Raw genomic sequence first — 18,442 nt, forward strand, 5'->3', positions numbered from 1 at the left:
AAAGTTTACGGTCGTTGAGCTTGTAACATGAATGAAACAATTGCGATACAGCACTGCAACGCCAGACTCATACATTTAAGTCATCGCTACACACACGTAGTAACGCTATATCCATCAAATTTGGAGCACATAAAGCATGTTCAAAGATTCCTCCGAGGTTCTCAAGTTCATCAAGGACACTGACGTTAAGTTCCTTGATATCCGTTTCACCGATTTGCCCGGTGTCCAGCAGCACTTCAACATTCCTGCCTCAACCGTGGATGAAGAATTCTTCACCGTAGGCCAAATGTTTGATGGCTCTTCTATTCGCGGCTTTGCTTCGATTCACGAGTCCGACATGCAGCTCATTCCAGACCCCACCACCTGCTACATCGATGAGTTCCGTACTGAACGCACTCTTGTGATGCTCTTTGACATCTACAACCCACGTACTGGTGAGATCTACCACCGTGACCCCCGTCAGGTTGCTAAAAAGGCAGAGAAGTACCTGGCATCCACTGGAATCGCAGATACAGCATTTTTCGCTCCTGAAGCTGAATTTTTCATCTTTGATGACGTGCGCTACGAAGTAAACCAGCAAACTTCCTTCTACAAAATCGACTCTTCTGAGGCTCCCTGGAACTCTGGCAAGAAGATTGAAGGCGGAAACCTCGCTAACACCACTCCCTACAAGGGTGGCTACTTCCCCGTCTCCCCCGTTGACCAGCACGCTGATCTCCGCGATGACATCTGCCTCAAGCTCATGAACGCAGGCCTTATTCTTGAGCGCAGCCACCACGAGGTTGGAACTGCAGGTCAGGGTGAAATCAACTACCGATTCGACACCATGGTGCGCGCAGCTGATGACATCCTGAAATTCAAGTACATTGTGAAGAACACCGCTAATGAGTGGGGCAAGACAGCAACATTCATGCCTAAGCCTCTCTTCGGTGACAACGGTTCAGGTATGCACACCCACCAGTCGCTGTGGAACGACGGCAAGCCTCTGTTCTACGACGAGAACGGGTACGGCGGTCTTTCAGACATCGCACGTTGGTACATCGGTGGACTGCTCAAGCACGCAGGTGCTGTGCTTGCATTCACCAACCCAACCGTGAACTCCTACCACCGCTTGGTTCCTGGCTACGAAGCTCCTGTAAACCTTGTTTACTCCGCTGGTAACCGTTCAGCTGCGATTCGTATCCCCTTGACCGGTAACAACCCTAAGGCAAAGCGCATCGAGTTCCGTGCACCAGATGCGTCAGGTAACCCTTACCTTGCATTCGCCGCACAGATGATGGCTGGACTTGATGGAATCAAGAACCGCATCGAACCTCACGAGCCTGTTGACAAGGACCTCTACGAATTGCCCCCCGAGGAAGCAAAGAACATTCCTCAGGTTCCTGGCTCTCTCGAAGATGCTCTTGTTGCACTCGAAAATGACCACGAATTCCTGCTCGCAGGCAACGTGTTCACTAAGGACCTCATCGACACCTGGATTTCGTACAAGCGTGATAACGAAATCAAGCCACTGTCGCTTCGTCCCCACCCCTTCGAGTTCGAGCTCTACTACGGCGTTTAGTCCAAACAGAGAAAACTCTCAGAATGCCGCTCCTTCGGGGGCGGCATTCTTGGTTTCTAAGAAAAATCAAAAAACACGCGTTCTACAACCTGGCGAGATCGCCGAGTAATGGAAAGGTAATCCTCTTCGAGGCGGCTTGCGGATCCTGGCGGATAATTCAATAGTCGGGCAATGCCTTCTAGGTCTCGAGTGTCTTGGGGCAGCACGTCGGTAGCTTTATCGGCCCAAATAGTAATTCCAGACCTCACCCGTGAAGCAAATATCCATGCCTCGATGAGCTTTGAGGCATCATCTTGTGAAATGAGTTGTTCTTCGGCGGCAACCCGAAGTGCACTGACCGAAGAGGTGGTCTGCAATTGGGGGAACTGATGTGCATACTGAAGTTGGAGTAATTGGACCGTCCACTCAACATCACTCAGTGATCCACGACCTAATTTCACATGACGTGAAGGATCAGCGCCCTGTGGCAAACGTTCTGCCTCCACGCGCGCTTTGATACGCCTTATTTCGCGGACATCATCGATGCTGATTTCCGCGGGATAACGAACACTGTTGATCAGCTCCATCATGTCTGATTGAAGTTGTTCAGGACCGAGAACGGCGCGTGCTCGCAACAAGGCTTGCGCTTCCCACATTAGAGACCATCGCGCGTAGTATGCGGCGTAGGAGTCCAGAGAACGCGCAATGGCTCCATTCTTTCCCTCGGGGCGGAGATCCGTATCAATGTCGAATGGCAGTCTTGGGTCTTCTGCTAGCTCCTTAATTCGAAGAATGATCCGTTCAGCACGTTTCTGGGCCACCTCCCCGTCACACTCTGGTGTACCGCGATAAACATAAATCACGTCAGCATCGCTATCGAAGCCGAGTTCTTGCCCTCCGTAACGCCCCATCGCAATCACGACAAACTCTGGATTGTGCTGAGATTCCCGCAGTGCGATGCCTAAGTATCCGCTTAACGCAGCGGTAGTGACGTCACTGAGGCCTTGGCTTATCTGGTCAATGGTGAGGACGTTGAGAATTCCGCCAATTGCTAAACGTAATACTTCACGGCGACGCATTGATCGCACAGCTTTACGGGCGGCTTCATCGTCCTCGTGGTGGCGGGCCAAGATTGATAGCACTTCCGCACTAAGTACTTCTTCCGTGGTCGGCTGCAATTCTTCATCACCATCAAACCAGGCTGCTGATTCAGGTATGAGTTCCATCAGATCGGAGACGTAACGTGACCCGCTGAGGACTTGTGTGAGGCGTTGTGCCGCACCTGCAGAATCTCGCAGCATACGAAGGAACCAGTGCGACTCTCCTAATTGTTCACTCAGCAATCGGAAACTCAACAGGCCATGATCTGGATTTGCGCCTTCGGAAAGCCATTGCAACATGACCGGAAGTAATGCGCGTTGAATCGCTGCACGTCTGGAGACACCAGATGTGAGTGCGGCTATGTGTTTCAGTGACCCCCTTGGATCTCTGAATCCAATAGCAGCAAGACGAGCTTCAGCTTGGTCACTCGTGAGCTGGTGAGTTTCTTCAGGCAGCTTCGCTACTGCAGCAAGCAAGGGCCGGTAGAAGAGACGCTCATGGAGTTCACGGACTTCGAGTTTGGTTTGTTGCCAATTGGCGACAACTTCTGCGGCCGTGTTCCACAAGCCAGTAGCTCGAGCTAATACACGCTGTTCTGCTTCATCTCGGGGCATGAGGTGTGTTCGAGTCAGATCTCGTAATTGCATGCGATGTTCTAACAAACGCAAGAACCGATAATCAGCTGCAAAGCTTTGTGCTTCGTCTCGACCGACATAACCAGCCTGTGACAGGCGTTGGAGCGACTCTAGGGTGCCACGAGTGTGAACAGTGTCATCAACAAGGCCGTGTACGAGTTGGAGTAATTGAACAGTAAATTCAATATCCCGAAGGCCACCTGGACCGAGTTTGATTTGATACTCCACATCGTCACCAGGAATATTCTCGGTGACTCTTTCGCGCATGCGCTGTACTTGTTCGACAAAGTTTGACCGGTTTGCACTTGACCAAACCTTAGGTGCAACGCTTGCAATGTATTGCTCTCCCAGTTCTAGACTGCCAGCCAGCGGTCTTGCTTTGAGGAGAGCCTGGAATTCCCAGTCTTTCGCCCAACGGTCGTAGTAGGCCATATGTGACTCGAGAGTTCGAACAAGAGCACCGTCCTTACCCTCCGGACGCAAGTTGGCATCTACTTCCCACAAGCCAGGTTCTTTGGAAACTTCATAGATGCTTCGAGCGGTGTGCTGAGCCAGACGTGTAGCAATGGTCAACGCCTGGTCTGTTGACAAAGCTGCCTCGTCACGTGAGCGGGCAACATAAATGACATCGACATCGCTGAGATAGTTCAGTTCTCGAGCACCGCACTTACCCATACCGATGATGGCCAGATCAACAAGAGCAACCTCATCGGCACTGAACTGCCCGGCTACTTCAGCCCGAGCTACAGCAAGGCCAGCTTCCAATGCTGCTCCTGCAATATCTGACAGTGCGCCAGTGATGACCTCAATTTGTGAAAGCGGGTCTTTATGGTTGAGGTCCCAGAGCGCAATAGCCAGCAAGTGTTCCCGGTAGCGAATACGCAGTGCATCGCGTGCTTGATCTGCCGTAAGCCCTGCAATTGATTTGGTGGCTTGAACACTGTCTAACAGAGAAGCCCGAAGCTTTTCCTGATCCCCAGGTAGCTGGGGTTCTTTCAAAAAGACATTCAGGGTTTGCGGATGTCTCTCAATAAACTCTGCAAGCCCACGAGAACCACCCAAGATGTTTAGTAAGCGAGTGGTGGCTTCTTCTTGCCTCAGAATCTTCTTCAGCACAGTCGAAGCAGAATGAGTTTGTCCAAGCCGGACAAGCCAGGTTAATGCTCTATCGGGATCAGCGCTTGAAGAAACTGCTGAAAGAATGAGCTCAGGTTGCGCACCTGTGATTGCAACCACCGAGTCGACGCACTCCAACGCTTCACTGAGTTCAGTGAAACCAGCCTTTGCGAGCTGAGTGCGCGACAGTGCCACAAGAAGCGAAAAAGTTAAAGAGTTTCGAGGTTGGAACGCAGCTCGAAATTCGTGACCTGGTTGCGGTAATCTGCCCACTCCTGACGCTTGTTTCGCAGAACATAGTCAAACACTTTAGATCCCAGCGTCTCGGCTACGAGCTCAGACTCCTCCATCAAGCTGATGGCATTGTTCAAGCTAGAAGGAAGTGGTTTGTACCCCAGCGCTTTACGCTCAGTGTCCGTGAGCTCCCAGGCGTTCTCTTCAGCTTCTGCTGGAAGATCCATGCTTTCCTCGATGCCCTTCAGGCCCGCGGCGAGGAGCACAGAGTAGGCAAGGTAGGGGTTCGCTGCAGAGTCGATAGCGCGATATTCGATACGAGCGCTTTGACCCTTTCCGGGTTTGTAGACAGGTACACGAACCAGTGCAGAACGGTTGTTGTGGCCCCAGTTTGCAAACGCAGGAGCCTCACCGCCACCCCAAAGACGCTTGTACGAGTTGACGTACTGGTTAGTGACCGCAGTAATTTCAGGGGCATAGTGCAACAGACCGGCAATAAACTGACGCCCCACCTTGGAGAGTTGGTGCTTAGCGCCTGCTTCGAAGAAGGCGTTGTTATCGCCCTCAAATAAGGACATGTGAGTGTGCATACCACTACCTGGGTGTTCAGCAAATGGCTTGGGCATGAACGTTGCATAAACGCCCTGTTCCATAGCAACTTCCTTGATAACGGTTCTGAAGGTCATGATGTTATCTGCGGTGGTCAAGGCATCTGCGTAGCGGAGGTCAATTTCATTTTGTCCAGGACCAGCTTCATGGTGACTGAACTCAACTGAAATACCAATGTCTTCAAGCATCCGTACAGACCGGCGACGGAAATCGTGTGCCGTGCCGCCGGGCACATTGTCAAAGTAGCCGGCGTGGTCAATGGGTTGAGCACCGCCATTTGCCCAGTCGGAATCTTTCAGGAGGTAAAACTCGATTTCAGGGTGTGTATAGAACGTAAACCCACGTTCTGCAGCTTTTGCAAGCGTGCGTTTGAGTACATTTCGTGGGTCTGAGACTGCAGGCTGCCCATCAGGGGTGTTAATGTCACAGAACATTCGGGCAGTAGGGTCGATTTCTCCACGCCAGGGCAAGATCTGGAAGGTTGAGGGATCTGGGTGTGCAAGGACGTCAGCCTCATAGGCGCGAGTCAGTCCTTCGATAGCAGACCCGTCTATACCGACACCTTCAGCAAAGGCACCTTCGACTTCAGCAGGCGCAACAGCAACAGACTTGAGGGTACCGTTCACGTCAGTGAACCACAGTCGAACGAACTTAACACCGCGCTCTTCAATAGTGCGCAATACGAAGTCTTGTTGCTTGTCCATGAGAACCCTTTCCTATCGCTACTAGGCTACTTGTTATGCCGATTCTTCGCTTGGCTCTTGCCCAGACAAACCCTCGTTTAGGGGATTTTTCTCACAATTCTTTACACATTGTTAACACAGTGAGGCAGGCCTACGATCACGGAGCCGATCTGGTTGCTTTCGGAGAAATGGTGCTGACTGGGTACCCCATCGAAGATCTTGCGACCCGACCGGATTTCTTAAATGAATCATGGGTTGTTTTGCAACGCGTTGCCAAAGACATTGCTGATGCAGGCGCCGGCAGCATTCCTGTCCTCGTGGGCTTCCCCCACGGCCCAGTTGATGATGTAGAGCATTCAGCCCACTCCCCTTCAGCTATCGCACACAACTCGGTCGCGGTGTTGCAAGATGGCAGAGTTATCGGAATTTATAACAAGCACCACTTACCCAACTACTCAGTGTTCGATGAATACAGAATCTTTCGTCCTGGCCACAATGCAGTAGTCGTGCACGTTGCCGGAGCAGATATTGCTTTAGCTATTTGTGAGGATATTTGGCGGGAAGGCGGACCTGTAGCTGCTATTGCAGAGGTAAAACCGAGCCTATTGCTGGTGATGAACGGTTCACCCTTTGAGCGAGAAAAGGACGAAGTTCGCCTACCTCTGGTCCAACGTCGCGCAGAACACATCAATGCTCCTGTTGTCTACCTCAACATCGTGGGAGGTCAAGACGATCTCGTCTTCGATGGTGGCAGCTTTGTAACAAACTCTTCAGGAAAACTATTGGCGCGTGCCCACCAATTCGTTGAACAAACCATCGTGATGGATATCGATCTGAAGGAATCTTCCAGTCATGGCGCTCAGCTTGGCCCTGGTGTTGCTGTTATAGATGCAGGAAATGGTCACCCACACCGTGCATCACGAACACCTGTTGAGGCAGAAATAGCTCCCCAACTTGAAATCAACGAGCAAATCTGGGACGCACTTGTTTTGGGCATGCGTGACTATGTGGAAAAGAACGGCTTCAGCTCGGTCATTTTGGGTCTTTCTGGAGGGATAGATTCTGCGGTGTGTGCAGCACTCGCTGTGGATGCAATCGGACCCGAGCGGGTCTTTGGCGTATCCATGCCCAGTCGATATTCCAGTGATCATTCACGCTCTGACGCTGATGACCTCGCAGAGCGTTTAGGAATCCACATCCGCACTGAACCTATTGCCGATCTTGTCTTCCCCGTAGAACAACAGCTTGACCTCGAGGGAATTTCAGCCGAGAACCTCCAAGCACGAATTCGCGGAATCATTTTGATGGGCTTGAGTAATGCCGAAGGTCACCTGGTGCTCACCACAGGTAATAAGACAGAGATTGCTGTCGGATACAGCACCATTTATGGAGACAGCGTGGGAGGCTTTGCCCCCATCCGTGATGTCCCCAAAACCTTGGTGTGGGAATTGGCAAAGTGGCGCAATGAACACGCTCGAAAAAAAGGCCTCATTGCGCCCATTCCAGAGAATTCCATTACTAAACCGCCCTCGGCAGAATTGCGCCCAGGGCAGGTCGATCAAGACACCCTGCCAGAATATGAGGTTCTGGATGCCATTCTCGATGCGTACATCACTGAACGCGTAGGACGAGATGTCATCATCGGGCGCGGGTTTGAGCCAAACATGGTCGATCGTGTGATCACTTTGGTAGACCGCGCGGAGTGGAAGAGACGCCAAGGCGCTATTGGCCCAAAAATTTCTCAGATGGCCTTTGGGCGAGATAGGCGGCTGCCCGTCACTTTCACCCGTAACTAGACTGAATCTATGAGTGTTCACCCAGATCCCACCTCAGAAGCTGTCCTGAAGCGTGTTCGCACGCGTCATTTTGCCCAAGCTAAAGCTAACGGCATCAAAATTACTGGGCTGACGAGCTATGACACTTTGACCGCCCAGATCTTCGATGAAGCAGGGATAGATTTCCTGCTTGTCGGTGACTCGGCAGGAAACACTGTCCTGGGATATGACTCGACCCTTCCTGTGACGGTGGATGAACTCATCCCATTGACGCGCGCGGTTGCGCTGTCAGCTAAGCGTGCATTCGTGATTGCAGATATGCCTTTTGGGTCCTATGAGGAAGGCCCTGAACACGCACTGCGCACGGCAATGCGGTTCATGAAAGAAACACATGCTCACGCGGTCAAACTCGAAGGTGGAGTTCGTAGCTCTGATCAAATTCGCCGCATCGTGGAATCCGGCATCCCCGTCATGGGCCACGTTGGATTTACGCCTCAGAGTGAGCACGGCTTGGGCGGCCATATGATTCAAGGTCGCGGTGAGGCAGCTGACCGTGTATTCGCAGACGCCCAGGCAGTTGAAGCAGCCGGTGCATTCGCTGTAGTTCTTGAGATGATTCCTGCGGAGCTCGCAGCGCGCATCACAGCAGAGTTAAGTATTCCCACCATCAGCGTTGGTGCTGGTGCCCACACAGACGGACAGCTTTTAGTCTGGACAGACTTTGCAGGCATGAACACTGGACGCGTTCCCAAGTTTGTTAAGCAATACGCTCAGCTTGGTACTGTCCTCAGCGAGGCAGCAGCGGCCTTCAAAGCAGATGTGGAATCAGGTACCTATCCAGGGCCCGAACACAGCTACCAGGACGACTAACTAGTTGCCTTCGCGTTCGGCGCGCTCTTCAGCTTCCCAACGCTCACTGTTTTCACGCAGTTTTTCCATTGCGTGCTCTGCTTCATGTGCTGTCTCGAAAGGGCCAACGCGCTCAGACGAGGGCGACAGGTAGCCTTTTTCAACAGACTTGGTGTGCAGGTTGTACCAGAACATTTCACTTGGCTTCTCAGACATAAACTTAACCTTATGCCTAGAGATGCCACAGGGGTTCTTATCCCCGGAGTTTTGAGTCCAGAACGTCACGTTCCCTCAAACATTATTCGGCCTCCCTATGTTGGAAAAACCACGCCACCAGCCCACACAACAGGTGATGTGTATGACGCTGAAACGATTGAGAAAATTCGTCGCGCTGGAAAAATTTCTTCCCAAGCATTAGATCTGATTGGTTCTGTTATCAAGCCAGGAATGACGACAGATGAGATAGACCAAATCGGTCATGACTATGTCATCAGTCACGGCGCTTATCCTTCAACCCTGGGATATCGCGGATATCCCAAATCGTTGTGTACCAGTGTGAACGAAGTTATTTGTCATGGCATCCCTGATGACACCGTTATTCAAGAAGGAGATCTCGTCAATGTGGACATTACGAGTTATCTTGAAGGCGTCCATGGCGACACAAACAGAACATTTATCGTCGGTGAAACCTCACCTGAGGTTCGAGATCTTGTCGAACGAACCCACGAGGCGCTCAACCGCGGCATCAAGGCTGTTGCTCCGGGGCGCGAGGTCAATGTCATCGGCAGAGCAATTGAGTCCTATGCCAAACGCTTTGGTTACGGCGTTGTCAGGGACTTCACTGGTCATGGTGTGGGAACAAGTTTCCACTCCGGTTTGATCATCCCCCACTATGACTCTTCTCCGCTCTACAACGACATTATGGAAGTAGGCATGGTCTTCACCATAGAACCCATGCTCACCTTGGGAACCCATGAGTGGGATATGTGGGCAGATGATTGGACGGTCACAACCAAAGACAAGTCCTGGACTGCCCAGTTTGAACACACTCTCGTTGTCACCGAGACTGGTGCAGATATCTTGACCCTGTCCTAACCACGATTGATAAGGAATTCATGAACGCGCGCGCAATCGGTATCGATATTGGTGGAACTGGCATCAAGGGTGGATTGGTTGATGTTGATTCCGGAGAAATCATTGGGGAACGCATCCGGGTCGCTACGCCTGTCGGAGGTGAGCCTGAAGATATAGCTCGCGTTGTCAAGGATGTCGTTGAACAGCTCAATGTGGGCGAAGATGTTCCGGTTGGAATTTGTTTCCCCAGCTCCATTCGTCACGGTGTTACCACACTTGCAGCCAATATTTCCAAGCGATGGATTGGATTTGAAGCAGAGAAGTTTTTTGAAGAACAACTTGGACGCAACATTCACTTTGTGAACGATGCTGACGCTGCAGGCTATGCCGAAGTTGTCTATGGGGCGGCCAAGGACCAAGAAGGGCTAGTCATCATGACAACCTTAGGCACCGGCATCGGTGGAGCAATGATCTATAACGGCGTCTTGATCCCTAATGCTGAACTGGGGCATCTCGAAATTGACGGAGTAGACGCTGAGAAGCGTGCTGCGGGGGTTATACGTGAACGTGAGGGCCTTACCTACGAGGAATGGGCACAGCGCCTTCAGCGCTACTACAGCCACGTTGAGATGTTGTTCTCCCCCGAGCTCTTCATTGTTGGTGGAGGTATTTCGAAAAGCCACGAACAGTTCTTGCCCCTACTGAACCTGCGCACACCCATAGTTCCAGCCAAGCTACTCAACAAAGCAGGCATTATGGGTGCCGCAAAGTTGGCTTACGATTTAGCCGAATAGGAGAATGGGCCGGCTAATACGCCGGGTTCTGTCGGTTTCCCGTGACGGCCATCTATCTCGAAATTACGTTGCCGCAATTTTCTAGCGGTCTACCCGAGAACTCAGCGAGTAGCTTCACCGTTCTCTGTCTGACCTTGCTCCGGGCGAGGTTTACCTAGCCAGTCTGGTCACCCAGGCTGCTGGTGGTCTCTTACACCACCGTTTCATCCTTACCGCCGGCGAACCGGAGGCGGTTTACTTTCTGTTGCACTATTCTCGCGGGTTACCCCGGGTGGGTGTTACCCACCGCCCTACTCTGTGGAGCCCGGACGTTCCTCGGTGATGAAGGAAACTTCACCAACGCGACCGTCTTGCCGACCCATTCTTCTTCAGCTTTCAGTCTAGGACAGTACTTCAGGCCTGAAAAGAATCGCGAATATCCATTGATTTATTGGCTGCAGCATCAGCCAACGCATTTTGTAGTCGTGGAACCCATTCGTAGGTGACAGCCCTGTTACCAATAACCTCGCGAGCTTGTGCTGCCATTTGCGCCATATCAGGATGTTTTATCTTCCAACGGCCAGTCATTTGCTCAACAACTAGCTTGGAGTCCATGCGAACGTGGACGAGAGCACCTGGGTCGATTTCGTAGGCGCGAATCAAACCGGCAAGTAATCCGTTGTATTCCGCAACATTGTTGGTAGCAACGCCGACGTACGCCCCGACAGTGGCAAGAACCTGCTGGCTTTCGCCATCAATAACTACCGCTCCACCAGCAGCAATTCCGGGGTTACCCCGAGAGCCCCCATCTGCCTCAATAATGAGTTGACGTGGCATGTTACAGACCAGACTCATTAGTTCGCACGAGAATGCAGGAGCTGTCTGGGCAGATCACAACATCATCGGGTGCGGCAGCACGAATAGCATCGAGATCTGTGGAAGTAAGTTCAACCCCACTACCACCGGTGACGCGTCGGGTGAGTAAAGCTGCTCCGATGCCATAACGAGCGCGTTGGCGTTCATACAGCTCAATCAGATCTGCAGGAAGTGACTGCGCCAACGCTGCTCTTTCACTTGAAACTTGAGCAATCTCGCGGTCATATTCTGCTTCTTTGCTGGCAATAGCTGCGGCCAGCTCGCTTCGCTGAGCATCCAGTGCATCACGCTGGGCAATGACGGAAGCAACTTCAGCCTCGGCATCTTCAACATTTTGCATCACAACAAGCTCAGCATCTTCAAGGTTTGATTTGCGAGTTGCTAGTGAAGCGAGCTCTGCTTCGAGCGCTTGAACTTCCTTTGCTGACACGGCACCGCTTTCACGTTGTTTGTCTTTTGCGATGCGCTCATCCACAACGCGTACGTCATCTTCGATTCGAGATAGTTCAACCTTTGCGTCATCGAGCACACCTTGGGCAGCAATGAGTTCCTGAGAAAACTCACGCAACCGAGTCTGAAGTTCCGCCAACTCTTTCTGCTCGGCAATATGTGCACTAGCATGTGTCAGTTGGGCAATGCGGTTGTCCTGCTCCTGCAGTGTGAGCAGAGCTAACTGATTTTCGGGGCTTGCTTTCACTGGAACTTCTCTCTTGAACTGTGTGGGGAGCGATACTTCTACTGTACGACGAGGAAATCCCAGGGGTCTGTTCTCACATCCGAGACTTCTATGTGAATATTCGGAAATGCTTTCTTCAATTGCGCACCGGCGACATCAAGCCATAACCATTCAGCAGCCCAATGTGAAATATCAATCAGCGCAGGGCCTGACCCAAGAAGTGCTTGTTCGCGGAATTCTTGTGCTGGGTGGTGACGTAAATCTGAGGTGATGTACACATCAGAACTGAGCACTAAGTGGTTAGAAAGCAAAGAATCTCCTGCTCCACCGCAGAGCGAAATGGTGGAAACCTCTTGATCAAAATTTCCCGAAACCTTTACTCCACCAGCAGTGTGAGGAAGCACAGTTGCTAGATGTTGAGCTAGAGCACCTAGGGTCATAGGAGAAGAAAGCTCACCGGTGCGACCAATGCCAGTTCCTACCTCACTGGAGGCAACTAATGGCTTCAGGTTACTCAACCCTATTCGCTGAGCTATAACATCGGAGACCCCGTCAGTGACCACGTCTGCGTTTGTGTGTGCTGCGAGCAACGCAACACCAGAGCGAATGAGCTTCGAAACCAAATGCCCCTTATAGCGATCCTCAGCTACGGAGGTTACAGAGCGCATCAACAACGGGTGGTGGGTGAGTAACAGGTCTGCATTGATGTCACAGGCTTGAGTGACAGTTTCGGAGACTGCGTCGACTGCGAGAAGAATCCGTGTGACTTCTTGATTGAGGGAACCAACCACAAGTCCCGGTGCATCCCACTCCTCTGCGCCAGATAGAGGCCACAGTGTGTGGGCATAGTCAACAACTTCTCGAAGGGTGGTCACGATTCGAGCCTAGTCGTCAGAATTCGCTCCGAAAACGAGTTCATCAAAAGTCGGACGTGGTGCAAATGAACTCAGTGGGTTATTTGAGCGAACGCGAGGAACCTCAGTTTCCGCAACAACATCCACTTCAAGAACTTCTTCAACTACTTCTTCCACAACAGGGACGGAGTACTCAACAGGTGGCGCCTCTTGAACCGGAGAAATGAGAACAGGAGGAGCAACGACAGGGACTGGTTGGCTCACTAAGACTTCACCAAACATCTGTGGAATGGGTTCGGGACCGGCGGTTTCTGCAATAGTGGTAGCAACGACTAGCCCGTCGACACTGATCTCGGAGAGAATACGTTCGGCAATCACCTGAGCATCTTCGACGACGTCTTCAACGAGGACATCTTCCACCACTACGTGATCATCAATCACAGCTGCCGTGACAGTTTCCTCAGCAATGTAGGTGATGGGCTGAGTGTGTTCCAGGGTTGATTCGTCAACCACGGGCTGAAACTGCTCGACGACCGTTTCTTGAACGACGACAACCTCGGAAGTGTCCTCCAAGAGAGCGCCAAAAAGCTCATCAATGCCGGTGTCTTCGGCCTCTTCCGCCACGTCAACCTCAGGACCAGGGCTCTCCACAAATGGGCTAGGGGTAACCTCAACTTGCTCAGTGGGAGGAACTGGTGTTTGCGCTGCTGGCGCAGTGCCTCGCATGAGGCGCATCTGCTCTTCTAGCAAGTGAGCGAGCTCCTCGTCAGAGTGGGGTTGAAATGATGGCTGTTGTTCTTCAGACACGATCGCACCTCCTCAGACGACAGGGGGAAATCCCCTCAAAGCACCCTACTTGAACTCAGTAGGTTTTCCTAAAACCTCGAACCCGGGTGTTGAAAAAATAGAAAAAGCGCCACTTTTCAGTGACGCTCTTTCGCACGAGTGGGCCCTACCGGGCTCGAACCGATGACATCCACGGTGTAAACGTGGCGCTCTACCAACTGAGCTAAAGGCCCGTGCAGAAAACCATATTACAGGTTTTCCACCAGCTCTTTGTACGCTGCCAAATCACGAGGAGCTCCGGGCTCAGTAACGAACTGGCCTGCGAGGTTTCCGTCTTTATCAATTACGAAAGTTCCCCGGTTTGCAAAACCTTTGTCTTCGAGGAAGACGCCGTACTTTGATGCAACTGCGCCGTGTGGCCACATATCAGAAAGAAGAGAGAAGTCGTAGTTTTCTTTTTCTGCAAAAACTCGCAGCGTGGGGCTGGAATCAACAGAGATGGCAAGCAGTTCAACATTGTTGTTGTTAAAAACTGAAATGTTGTCACGCAGTTCACACAGTTCGCCCGTGCAAATGCCAGTGAAAGCAAGAGGATAGAAAACCACTACGACGGGTTTCACCCCACGGAACTGTGAGAGGGAAATTTCCTCGCCAAATTGATTCTTCAGTGTGAAATCTGGTGCGGGTGCTCCTACGGTGAGGGCCATCTCAATACTCCTGTGGTTTGTGGACTGTAGATAGAACAATCCTAAATGTGTTGTGGCTTGTCTCTGCCACCAAGTTAATGTCTAGGGCTTGCTCTCGATAGAGTGTTACACAGCATTCTGTTTGTAATCCAGGCAATGCACTCCCTCCCCTAAATGCATAGGCATGATCTGCCTAAAGAAAGAGGTTGTTGTGACGGTTAACGACCAAGATCCATATTCGGTCACTAACTATGACGCAGATCCCCAAGAAACTGCCGAATGGAAAGAATCTCTTGATGCAGTAGTCGAGGCTCAGGGACACGAACGTGGTCGCGAGATCATGCTCAGCCTCTTGCGTCGCTCCAAGGAGCTTCACCTGGGCGTCCCCATGGTTCCGACAACCGATTACCTCAATACCATTGCCCCTGAGAATGAACCAGCGTTCCCCGGCGATGAAGAAACAGAACGTCGTTACCGCGCCTGGATTCGCTGGAACGCCGCCATGATTGTGCACCGCGCACAGCGTCCAGGTATTGGTGTGGGTGGCCACATCTCGAGCTACGCCTCCTCTTCTTCGCTCTACGAAGTGGGCTTCAACCACTTCTTCCGCGGTCAAGATCACCCCGGTGGTGGAGACCAAATCTTTGTGCAGGGGCACGCATCCCCCGGTGTGTACGCCCGTGCATTCCTTGAGGGACGCCTGAACGAAAACCAACTTGATGGTTTCCGCCAGGAAAAGTCTCACGCCGGCGGAGGACTATCCTCGTACCCACACCCTCGCCTGATGCCTGATTTCTGGCAATTCCCCACCGTGTCGATGGGTCTTGGCCCAATCAACGCGATTTACCAGGCACAACTCAATCGTTACCTCACCAACCGTGGCATCAAGGATGCTTCTGACCAGCAGGTCTGGGCATTCCTGGGTGATGGTGAAATGGACGAGGTCGAATCACGCGGACAGCTTCAGGTAGCTGCCAACGAAGGACTCGACAACCTCAACTTCGTCATCAACTGCAACTTGCAGCGTCTCGATGGTCCCGTGCGTGGTAACGGAAAGATCATTCAGGAACTCGAAAGCTTCTTCCGTGGTGCTGGATGGAACGTCATTAAGGTCATCTGGGGTCGTGAATGGGATTCACTTCTGGCAAACGACCATGATGGTGCCCTGCGCACACTGATGAACGTCACTCCTGATGGTGACTTCCAGACCTACAAGACTGAAGATGGTGCCTTTGTTCGCGAGAACTTCTTTGCTCGAGACCCACGCGCACTCAAGCTGGTAGAACACATGAGCGACGACGACGTCTGGAAGCTCAAGCGCGGTGGCCACGACTACAACAAGGTTTACGCTGCATTCAAGGCTGCTTCCGAGCATAAGGGTCAACCCACCGTCATCCTGGCTCACACCATCAAGGGATACGGCCTAGGTAAGCACTTCGAAGGTCGAAACGCGACCCACCAGATGAAGAAAATGAAGCTTGACGATCTCAAGCTCATGCGTGACTTCCTTAAGATCCCGATCAGCGATGCGGTTCTTGAGGAAAACCCCTACATGCCTCCCTACTACAAGCCTGAGGAACATGACCCCAGCCTGCAGTACATGCATGAACGTCGTCGTGAACTCGGTGGATACCTTCCAGAGCGTCGCACGAAGTACACACAAATACCCCTGCCTGAGCCAAAGACTTACGAAATTGCGGCAAAGGGTTCCGGTGTGCAAGAGGTGGCCACCACGATGGGATTTGTGCGCCTCCTCAAGGACATGATCAAGGACAAGGAATTTGGTCCTCGCATCGTGCCCATCATCCCTGACGAGGCTCGTACCTTCGGTATGGATGCATTCTTCCCCAACGCAAAGATATACAACCCCAACGGTCAGCACTACATGTCCGTGGACCGTGATCTTCTTCTTGCTTACAAGGAAGACCCTGCAGGAACCATCATTCACGTAGGTATTAATGAGGCTGGTGCTCTTGCCGCATTCACTGCAGTGGGTAGCTCGTATTCCACACAGGGTGAAATACTCATTCCGATCTACGTCTTCTACTCGATGTTTGGATTCCAGCGCACAGGAGATGCCTTGTGGCTCGCGGGTGACCAGATGGTCCGAGGCTTTGTAATCGGCGCAACTGCAGGTCGCACCACACTGACCGGTGAGGGCCTCCAGCACGCTGACGGGCACTCTCCGATTCTTGCTGCGACAAACCCCGCAGTGGTGACCTACGATCCTGCCTACACTTACGAAATCGGACACATCATGCGTGATGGTTTGCAGCGTATGTATGGCGGAACACATCCCGACCCCAACGTAATGTACTACCTCACGGTGTACAACGAGCCCATCGTTCAGCCAGTTGAGCCAGAAGGTCTTGACGTTGAAGGTGTTCTGCGCGGCATCTATCGTTTGCAAGAAAACGACATGCCCGGAACCAAGGCTCAAATCTTGGCTTCTGGTGTGGCTGTTCCCTGGGCTCTTGAAGCGCAGAAGCTGCTTGCTGAAGACTGGAACATCTCTGCTGATGTGTGGTCCGTCACCTCGTGGAGTGAGCTTCGCCGAGACGGTGTTGCCGCAGACCACTTCAACATGATGAATCCAGAGTCCCCAGCACAGGTGCCCTACGTTACCCAGAAGCTCTCTGGTGCCGAAGGTCCATTCGTTGCTGTCACTGATTACAACCACATGGTTCCGGACATGATTCGCCCCTATGTTCCAGGTGAGTATGCAACCTTGGGTGCTGATGGGTTCGGATTCAGTGACACCCGTGCTGCTGCGCGTCGTTTCTTCACCATTGATGGCCCTTCCATTGTGGTTCGCACTCTCGAGCAGCTTGCCAAGCAGGGCAAGGTTGATCACGGTCTGATTCGCCAGGCCATTGAGAAGTACCGTCTCTATGACGTCACAGCAGGTACAACCGGATCTGCTGGCGGCGAAAGCTAACAACACAGCCATGGCTGCACAACGGAGCAAAGCAGAAACACTTGCTTGGCTCAGGACAATATCTGGAGAGCTTTCCACCTTGACGGTGAAAAGGCTTGAGGACACCCTTCCGTGGTACCGGGACATGCCCCCTGGACGTCGTTCTGCTGTTGGCCTTGTCGCACAAAACGGTATTACTTCCTTCATTACCTGGTTCGATGACCCCTCAACCACGCCGTGGATTGCATCAGATGTGTTTGGTGGAGCTCCACGTGAGTTGTTGCGTTCAGTAACCCTGCAACAAACTCTCCAACTCATTCGTTGCACCGTGGAAGTCGTGGAAGAACGCATCAAAGGACACGGCGAGGAGTTGCGCGAAGCAATCTTGTTGTATTCGCGTGAGATCGCTTTCGCAGCGGCTGATGTTTATGCCCGCGCAGCAGAAGCACGTGGTCTGTGGGATGCTCGCCTGGAGGCTCTCGTGGTCGACAGTATTCTCTCGGGAGAATATGATGACGAATTGCCCAGCAGAATTGCAGCCCTGGGCTGGCAAGGCCGCGGTGAAGTGTGTGTTGTTGTGGGCCGCTCCCCTCGCATTCTGGACGTGGACCGACTGCGTCGAACTGCCCGCCACCTTCATGCAGACATTCTCATTGGAGTGCAGGGAAACCGTCTGGTTGTTGTCATTGGTCGTGCTGAGCCATTAGAGGACGACAAAGAACATTCCACGATGAGCTTTATGGAAATTACAAAACACCTCGAAGAGGATTTTGGTGAAGGCCACTTAGTGGTGGGGCCTGAAGTTCCCTCACTGGTTGATGCAGTCACCTCCGCACGTGCGGCACTTGCCGGATATTCCGTCGCGAGCTCATGGCGCGGAGCAACCAGACCAATCGCTGCAGATGATTTACTTCCAGAACGCGCACTTGCCGGTGATCCTCTGGCCCGCGCAACCCTCATCGAGCGAATTTACCTGCCTCTGAGTGATCAGTCTGCGGAACTACTCACCACGTTGCAGAGCTACTTAGACAATGGCCGCAGCCTCGAAGCAACTGCACGTGACCTATTCGTTCACCCCAACACGGTCCGTTACCGCCTCAAGCGCGTAACTGAAGTGATTGGTTGGGATGCTACTGGTCCTCGAGAGGCAATGATTTTGCAGTGTGCTCTAATTTTGGGTTCCATTAAAGGACCAGTACCTAAGCAGCGTAAAGCACAAAGAAATCTCCCCTGAACTAGTTTCGGTCGTGTCAAATCT

At 52.2% G+C, this 18,442-nt stretch carries 15 protein-coding genes, 1 tRNA gene and 1 other RNA gene; 7 read left to right on the forward strand and 10 right to left on the reverse strand.

Annotated features, from left to right (window positions below):
- Window positions 1-136 precede the first annotated feature (136 nt).
- Complete coding sequence (gene glnA / locus AURUGA1_RS04545) at window positions 137-1,561, forward strand: type I glutamate--ammonia ligase (protein WP_114129070.1); 1,425 nt, start codon at window positions 137-139, stop codon at window positions 1,559-1,561.
- A gap of 56 nt (window positions 1,562-1,617) precedes the next feature.
- On the opposite strand, the gene AURUGA1_RS04550 is transcribed toward glnA, so the two are convergent.
- A complete protein-coding gene (locus AURUGA1_RS04550; protein WP_114129071.1) occupies window positions 1,618-4,587 on the reverse strand; it encodes a bifunctional [glutamine synthetase] adenylyltransferase/[glutamine synthetase]-adenylyl-L-tyrosine phosphorylase in 2,970 nt (989 codons plus the stop codon).
- A 14-nt stretch (window positions 4,588-4,601) separates the two neighbouring features.
- A complete protein-coding gene (locus AURUGA1_RS04555; protein WP_114129072.1) occupies window positions 4,602-5,939 on the reverse strand; it encodes a glutamine synthetase family protein in 1,338 nt (445 codons plus the stop codon).
- A gap of 35 nt (window positions 5,940-5,974) precedes the next feature.
- On the opposite strand from AURUGA1_RS04555, the gene AURUGA1_RS04560 reads away from it, so the two are divergent.
- Both AURUGA1_RS04560 and panB read left to right on the forward strand, forming a co-directional pair.
- Window positions 5,975-7,714 (forward strand): NAD+ synthase, encoded by a 1,740-nt coding sequence (locus tag AURUGA1_RS04560; protein ID WP_114129073.1) that lies wholly within the window; start codon window positions 5,975-5,977, stop codon window positions 7,712-7,714.
- A 9-nt stretch (window positions 7,715-7,723) separates the two neighbouring features.
- Window positions 7,724-8,563 carry a 3-methyl-2-oxobutanoate hydroxymethyltransferase gene (gene panB / locus AURUGA1_RS04565; protein ID WP_114129074.1) on the forward strand — a complete coding sequence of 280 codons (840 nt, stop codon included), beginning with the start codon at window positions 7,724-7,726 and terminating at the stop codon, window positions 8,561-8,563.
- Here the strand turns inward: panB and AURUGA1_RS04570 are convergent, their stop codons facing one another.
- Window positions 8,564-8,758, reverse strand: a complete 195-nt coding sequence (locus AURUGA1_RS04570; protein WP_096380896.1) for a hypothetical protein — start codon at window positions 8,756-8,758, stop codon at window positions 8,564-8,566.
- A 12-nt stretch (window positions 8,759-8,770) separates the two neighbouring features.
- Between AURUGA1_RS04570 and map the strand changes: the two genes are divergently transcribed.
- On the forward strand, window positions 8,771-9,637 hold the full coding sequence (map, locus tag AURUGA1_RS04575; protein ID WP_114129075.1) for a type I methionyl aminopeptidase: 867 nt from the start codon (window positions 8,771-8,773) through the stop codon (window positions 9,635-9,637).
- A gap of 20 nt (window positions 9,638-9,657) precedes the next feature.
- Complete coding sequence (ppgK, locus tag AURUGA1_RS04580; protein WP_114129076.1) at window positions 9,658-10,410, forward strand: polyphosphate--glucose phosphotransferase; 753 nt, start codon at window positions 9,658-9,660, stop codon at window positions 10,408-10,410.
- Between the two features lies 1 nt (window position 10,411).
- On the opposite strand, the gene rnpB is transcribed toward ppgK, so the two are convergent.
- The 7 genes from rnpB to AURUGA1_RS04615 all read right to left on the reverse strand — a co-directional run bounded on the left by rnpB (window position 10,412) and on the right by AURUGA1_RS04615 (window position 14,288).
- Window positions 10,412-10,771, reverse strand: an RNA gene (rnpB, locus tag AURUGA1_RS04585) — RNase P RNA component class A.
- 32 nt (window positions 10,772-10,803) lie between these two features.
- On the reverse strand, window positions 10,804-11,226 hold the full coding sequence (locus tag AURUGA1_RS04590; protein ID WP_114129077.1) for a reverse transcriptase-like protein: 423 nt from the start codon (window positions 11,224-11,226) through the stop codon (window positions 10,804-10,806).
- A 1-nt stretch (window position 11,227) separates the two neighbouring features.
- On the reverse strand, window positions 11,228-11,962 hold the full coding sequence (locus AURUGA1_RS04595) for a zinc ribbon domain-containing protein (protein ID WP_114129078.1): 735 nt from the start codon (window positions 11,960-11,962) through the stop codon (window positions 11,228-11,230).
- A 38-nt stretch (window positions 11,963-12,000) separates the two neighbouring features.
- Window positions 12,001-12,819 carry a Nif3-like dinuclear metal center hexameric protein gene (locus tag AURUGA1_RS04600; RefSeq protein WP_114129079.1) on the reverse strand — a complete coding sequence of 273 codons (819 nt, stop codon included), beginning with the start codon at window positions 12,817-12,819 and terminating at the stop codon, window positions 12,001-12,003.
- Window positions 12,820-12,825: 6 nt separating this feature from the next.
- On the reverse strand, window positions 12,826-13,602 hold the full coding sequence (locus AURUGA1_RS04605) for a hypothetical protein (RefSeq protein ID WP_114129080.1): 777 nt from the start codon (window positions 13,600-13,602) through the stop codon (window positions 12,826-12,828).
- Between the two features lie 139 nt (window positions 13,603-13,741).
- Window positions 13,742-13,814 (reverse strand) — tRNA-Val (locus AURUGA1_RS04610).
- 15 nt (window positions 13,815-13,829) lie between these two features.
- A complete protein-coding gene (locus tag AURUGA1_RS04615) occupies window positions 13,830-14,288 on the reverse strand; it encodes a peroxiredoxin (RefSeq protein WP_114129081.1) in 459 nt (152 codons plus the stop codon).
- A gap of 190 nt (window positions 14,289-14,478) precedes the next feature.
- Here AURUGA1_RS04615 and aceE point away from each other — a divergent pair, with 190 nt between their 5' ends.
- Together aceE and AURUGA1_RS04625 are read left to right on the forward strand one after the other, a co-directional pair.
- Complete coding sequence (aceE, locus tag AURUGA1_RS04620; protein WP_205214634.1) at window positions 14,479-17,205, forward strand: pyruvate dehydrogenase (acetyl-transferring), homodimeric type; 2,727 nt, start codon at window positions 14,479-14,481, stop codon at window positions 17,203-17,205.
- 10 nt (window positions 17,206-17,215) lie between these two features.
- On the forward strand, window positions 17,216-18,418 hold the full coding sequence (locus AURUGA1_RS04625) for a CdaR family transcriptional regulator (protein WP_096383404.1): 1,203 nt from the start codon (window positions 17,216-17,218) through the stop codon (window positions 18,416-18,418).
- The last annotated feature ends 24 nt before the right edge of the window (window positions 18,419-18,442 follow it).

The organism is Aurantimicrobium sp. MWH-Uga1 (genome assembly GCF_003325955.1).
Classification (GTDB): Bacteria; Actinomycetota; Actinomycetes; order Actinomycetales; family Microbacteriaceae; genus Aurantimicrobium.

What these genes read in the sequence shown, in the direction of transcription:
- panB (WP_114129074.1), top strand. Translation starts at nt 7,724, where the DNA reads ATGAGTGTTCACCCAGATCCCACCTCAGAAGCTGTCCTGAAGCGTGTT.
- map (WP_114129075.1), top strand. Translation starts at nt 8,771, where the DNA reads ATGCCTAGAGATGCCACAGGGGTTCTTATCCCCGGAGTTTTGAGTCCA.
- AURUGA1_RS04625 (WP_096383404.1), top strand. Translation starts at nt 17,216, where the DNA reads ATGGCTGCACAACGGAGCAAAGCAGAAACACTTGCTTGGCTCAGGACA.
- ppgK (WP_114129076.1), top strand. Translation starts at nt 9,658, where the DNA reads ATGAACGCGCGCGCAATCGGTATCGATATTGGTGGAACTGGCATCAAG.
- AURUGA1_RS04590 (WP_114129077.1), bottom strand. Translation starts at nt 11,226, where the DNA reads ATGCCACGTCAACTCATTATTGAGGCAGATGGGGGCTCTCGGGGTAAC.
- AURUGA1_RS04615 (WP_114129081.1), bottom strand. Translation starts at nt 14,288, where the DNA reads ATGGCCCTCACCGTAGGAGCACCCGCACCAGATTTCACACTGAAGAAT.
- AURUGA1_RS04560 (WP_114129073.1), top strand. Translation starts at nt 5,975, where the DNA reads ATGCCGATTCTTCGCTTGGCTCTTGCCCAGACAAACCCTCGTTTAGGG.
- glnA (WP_114129070.1), top strand. Translation starts at nt 137, where the DNA reads ATGTTCAAAGATTCCTCCGAGGTTCTCAAGTTCATCAAGGACACTGAC.
- AURUGA1_RS04555 (WP_114129072.1), bottom strand. Translation starts at nt 5,939, where the DNA reads ATGGACAAGCAACAAGACTTCGTATTGCGCACTATTGAAGAGCGCGGT.
- AURUGA1_RS04570 (WP_096380896.1), bottom strand. Translation starts at nt 8,758, where the DNA reads ATGTCTGAGAAGCCAAGTGAAATGTTCTGGTACAACCTGCACACCAAG.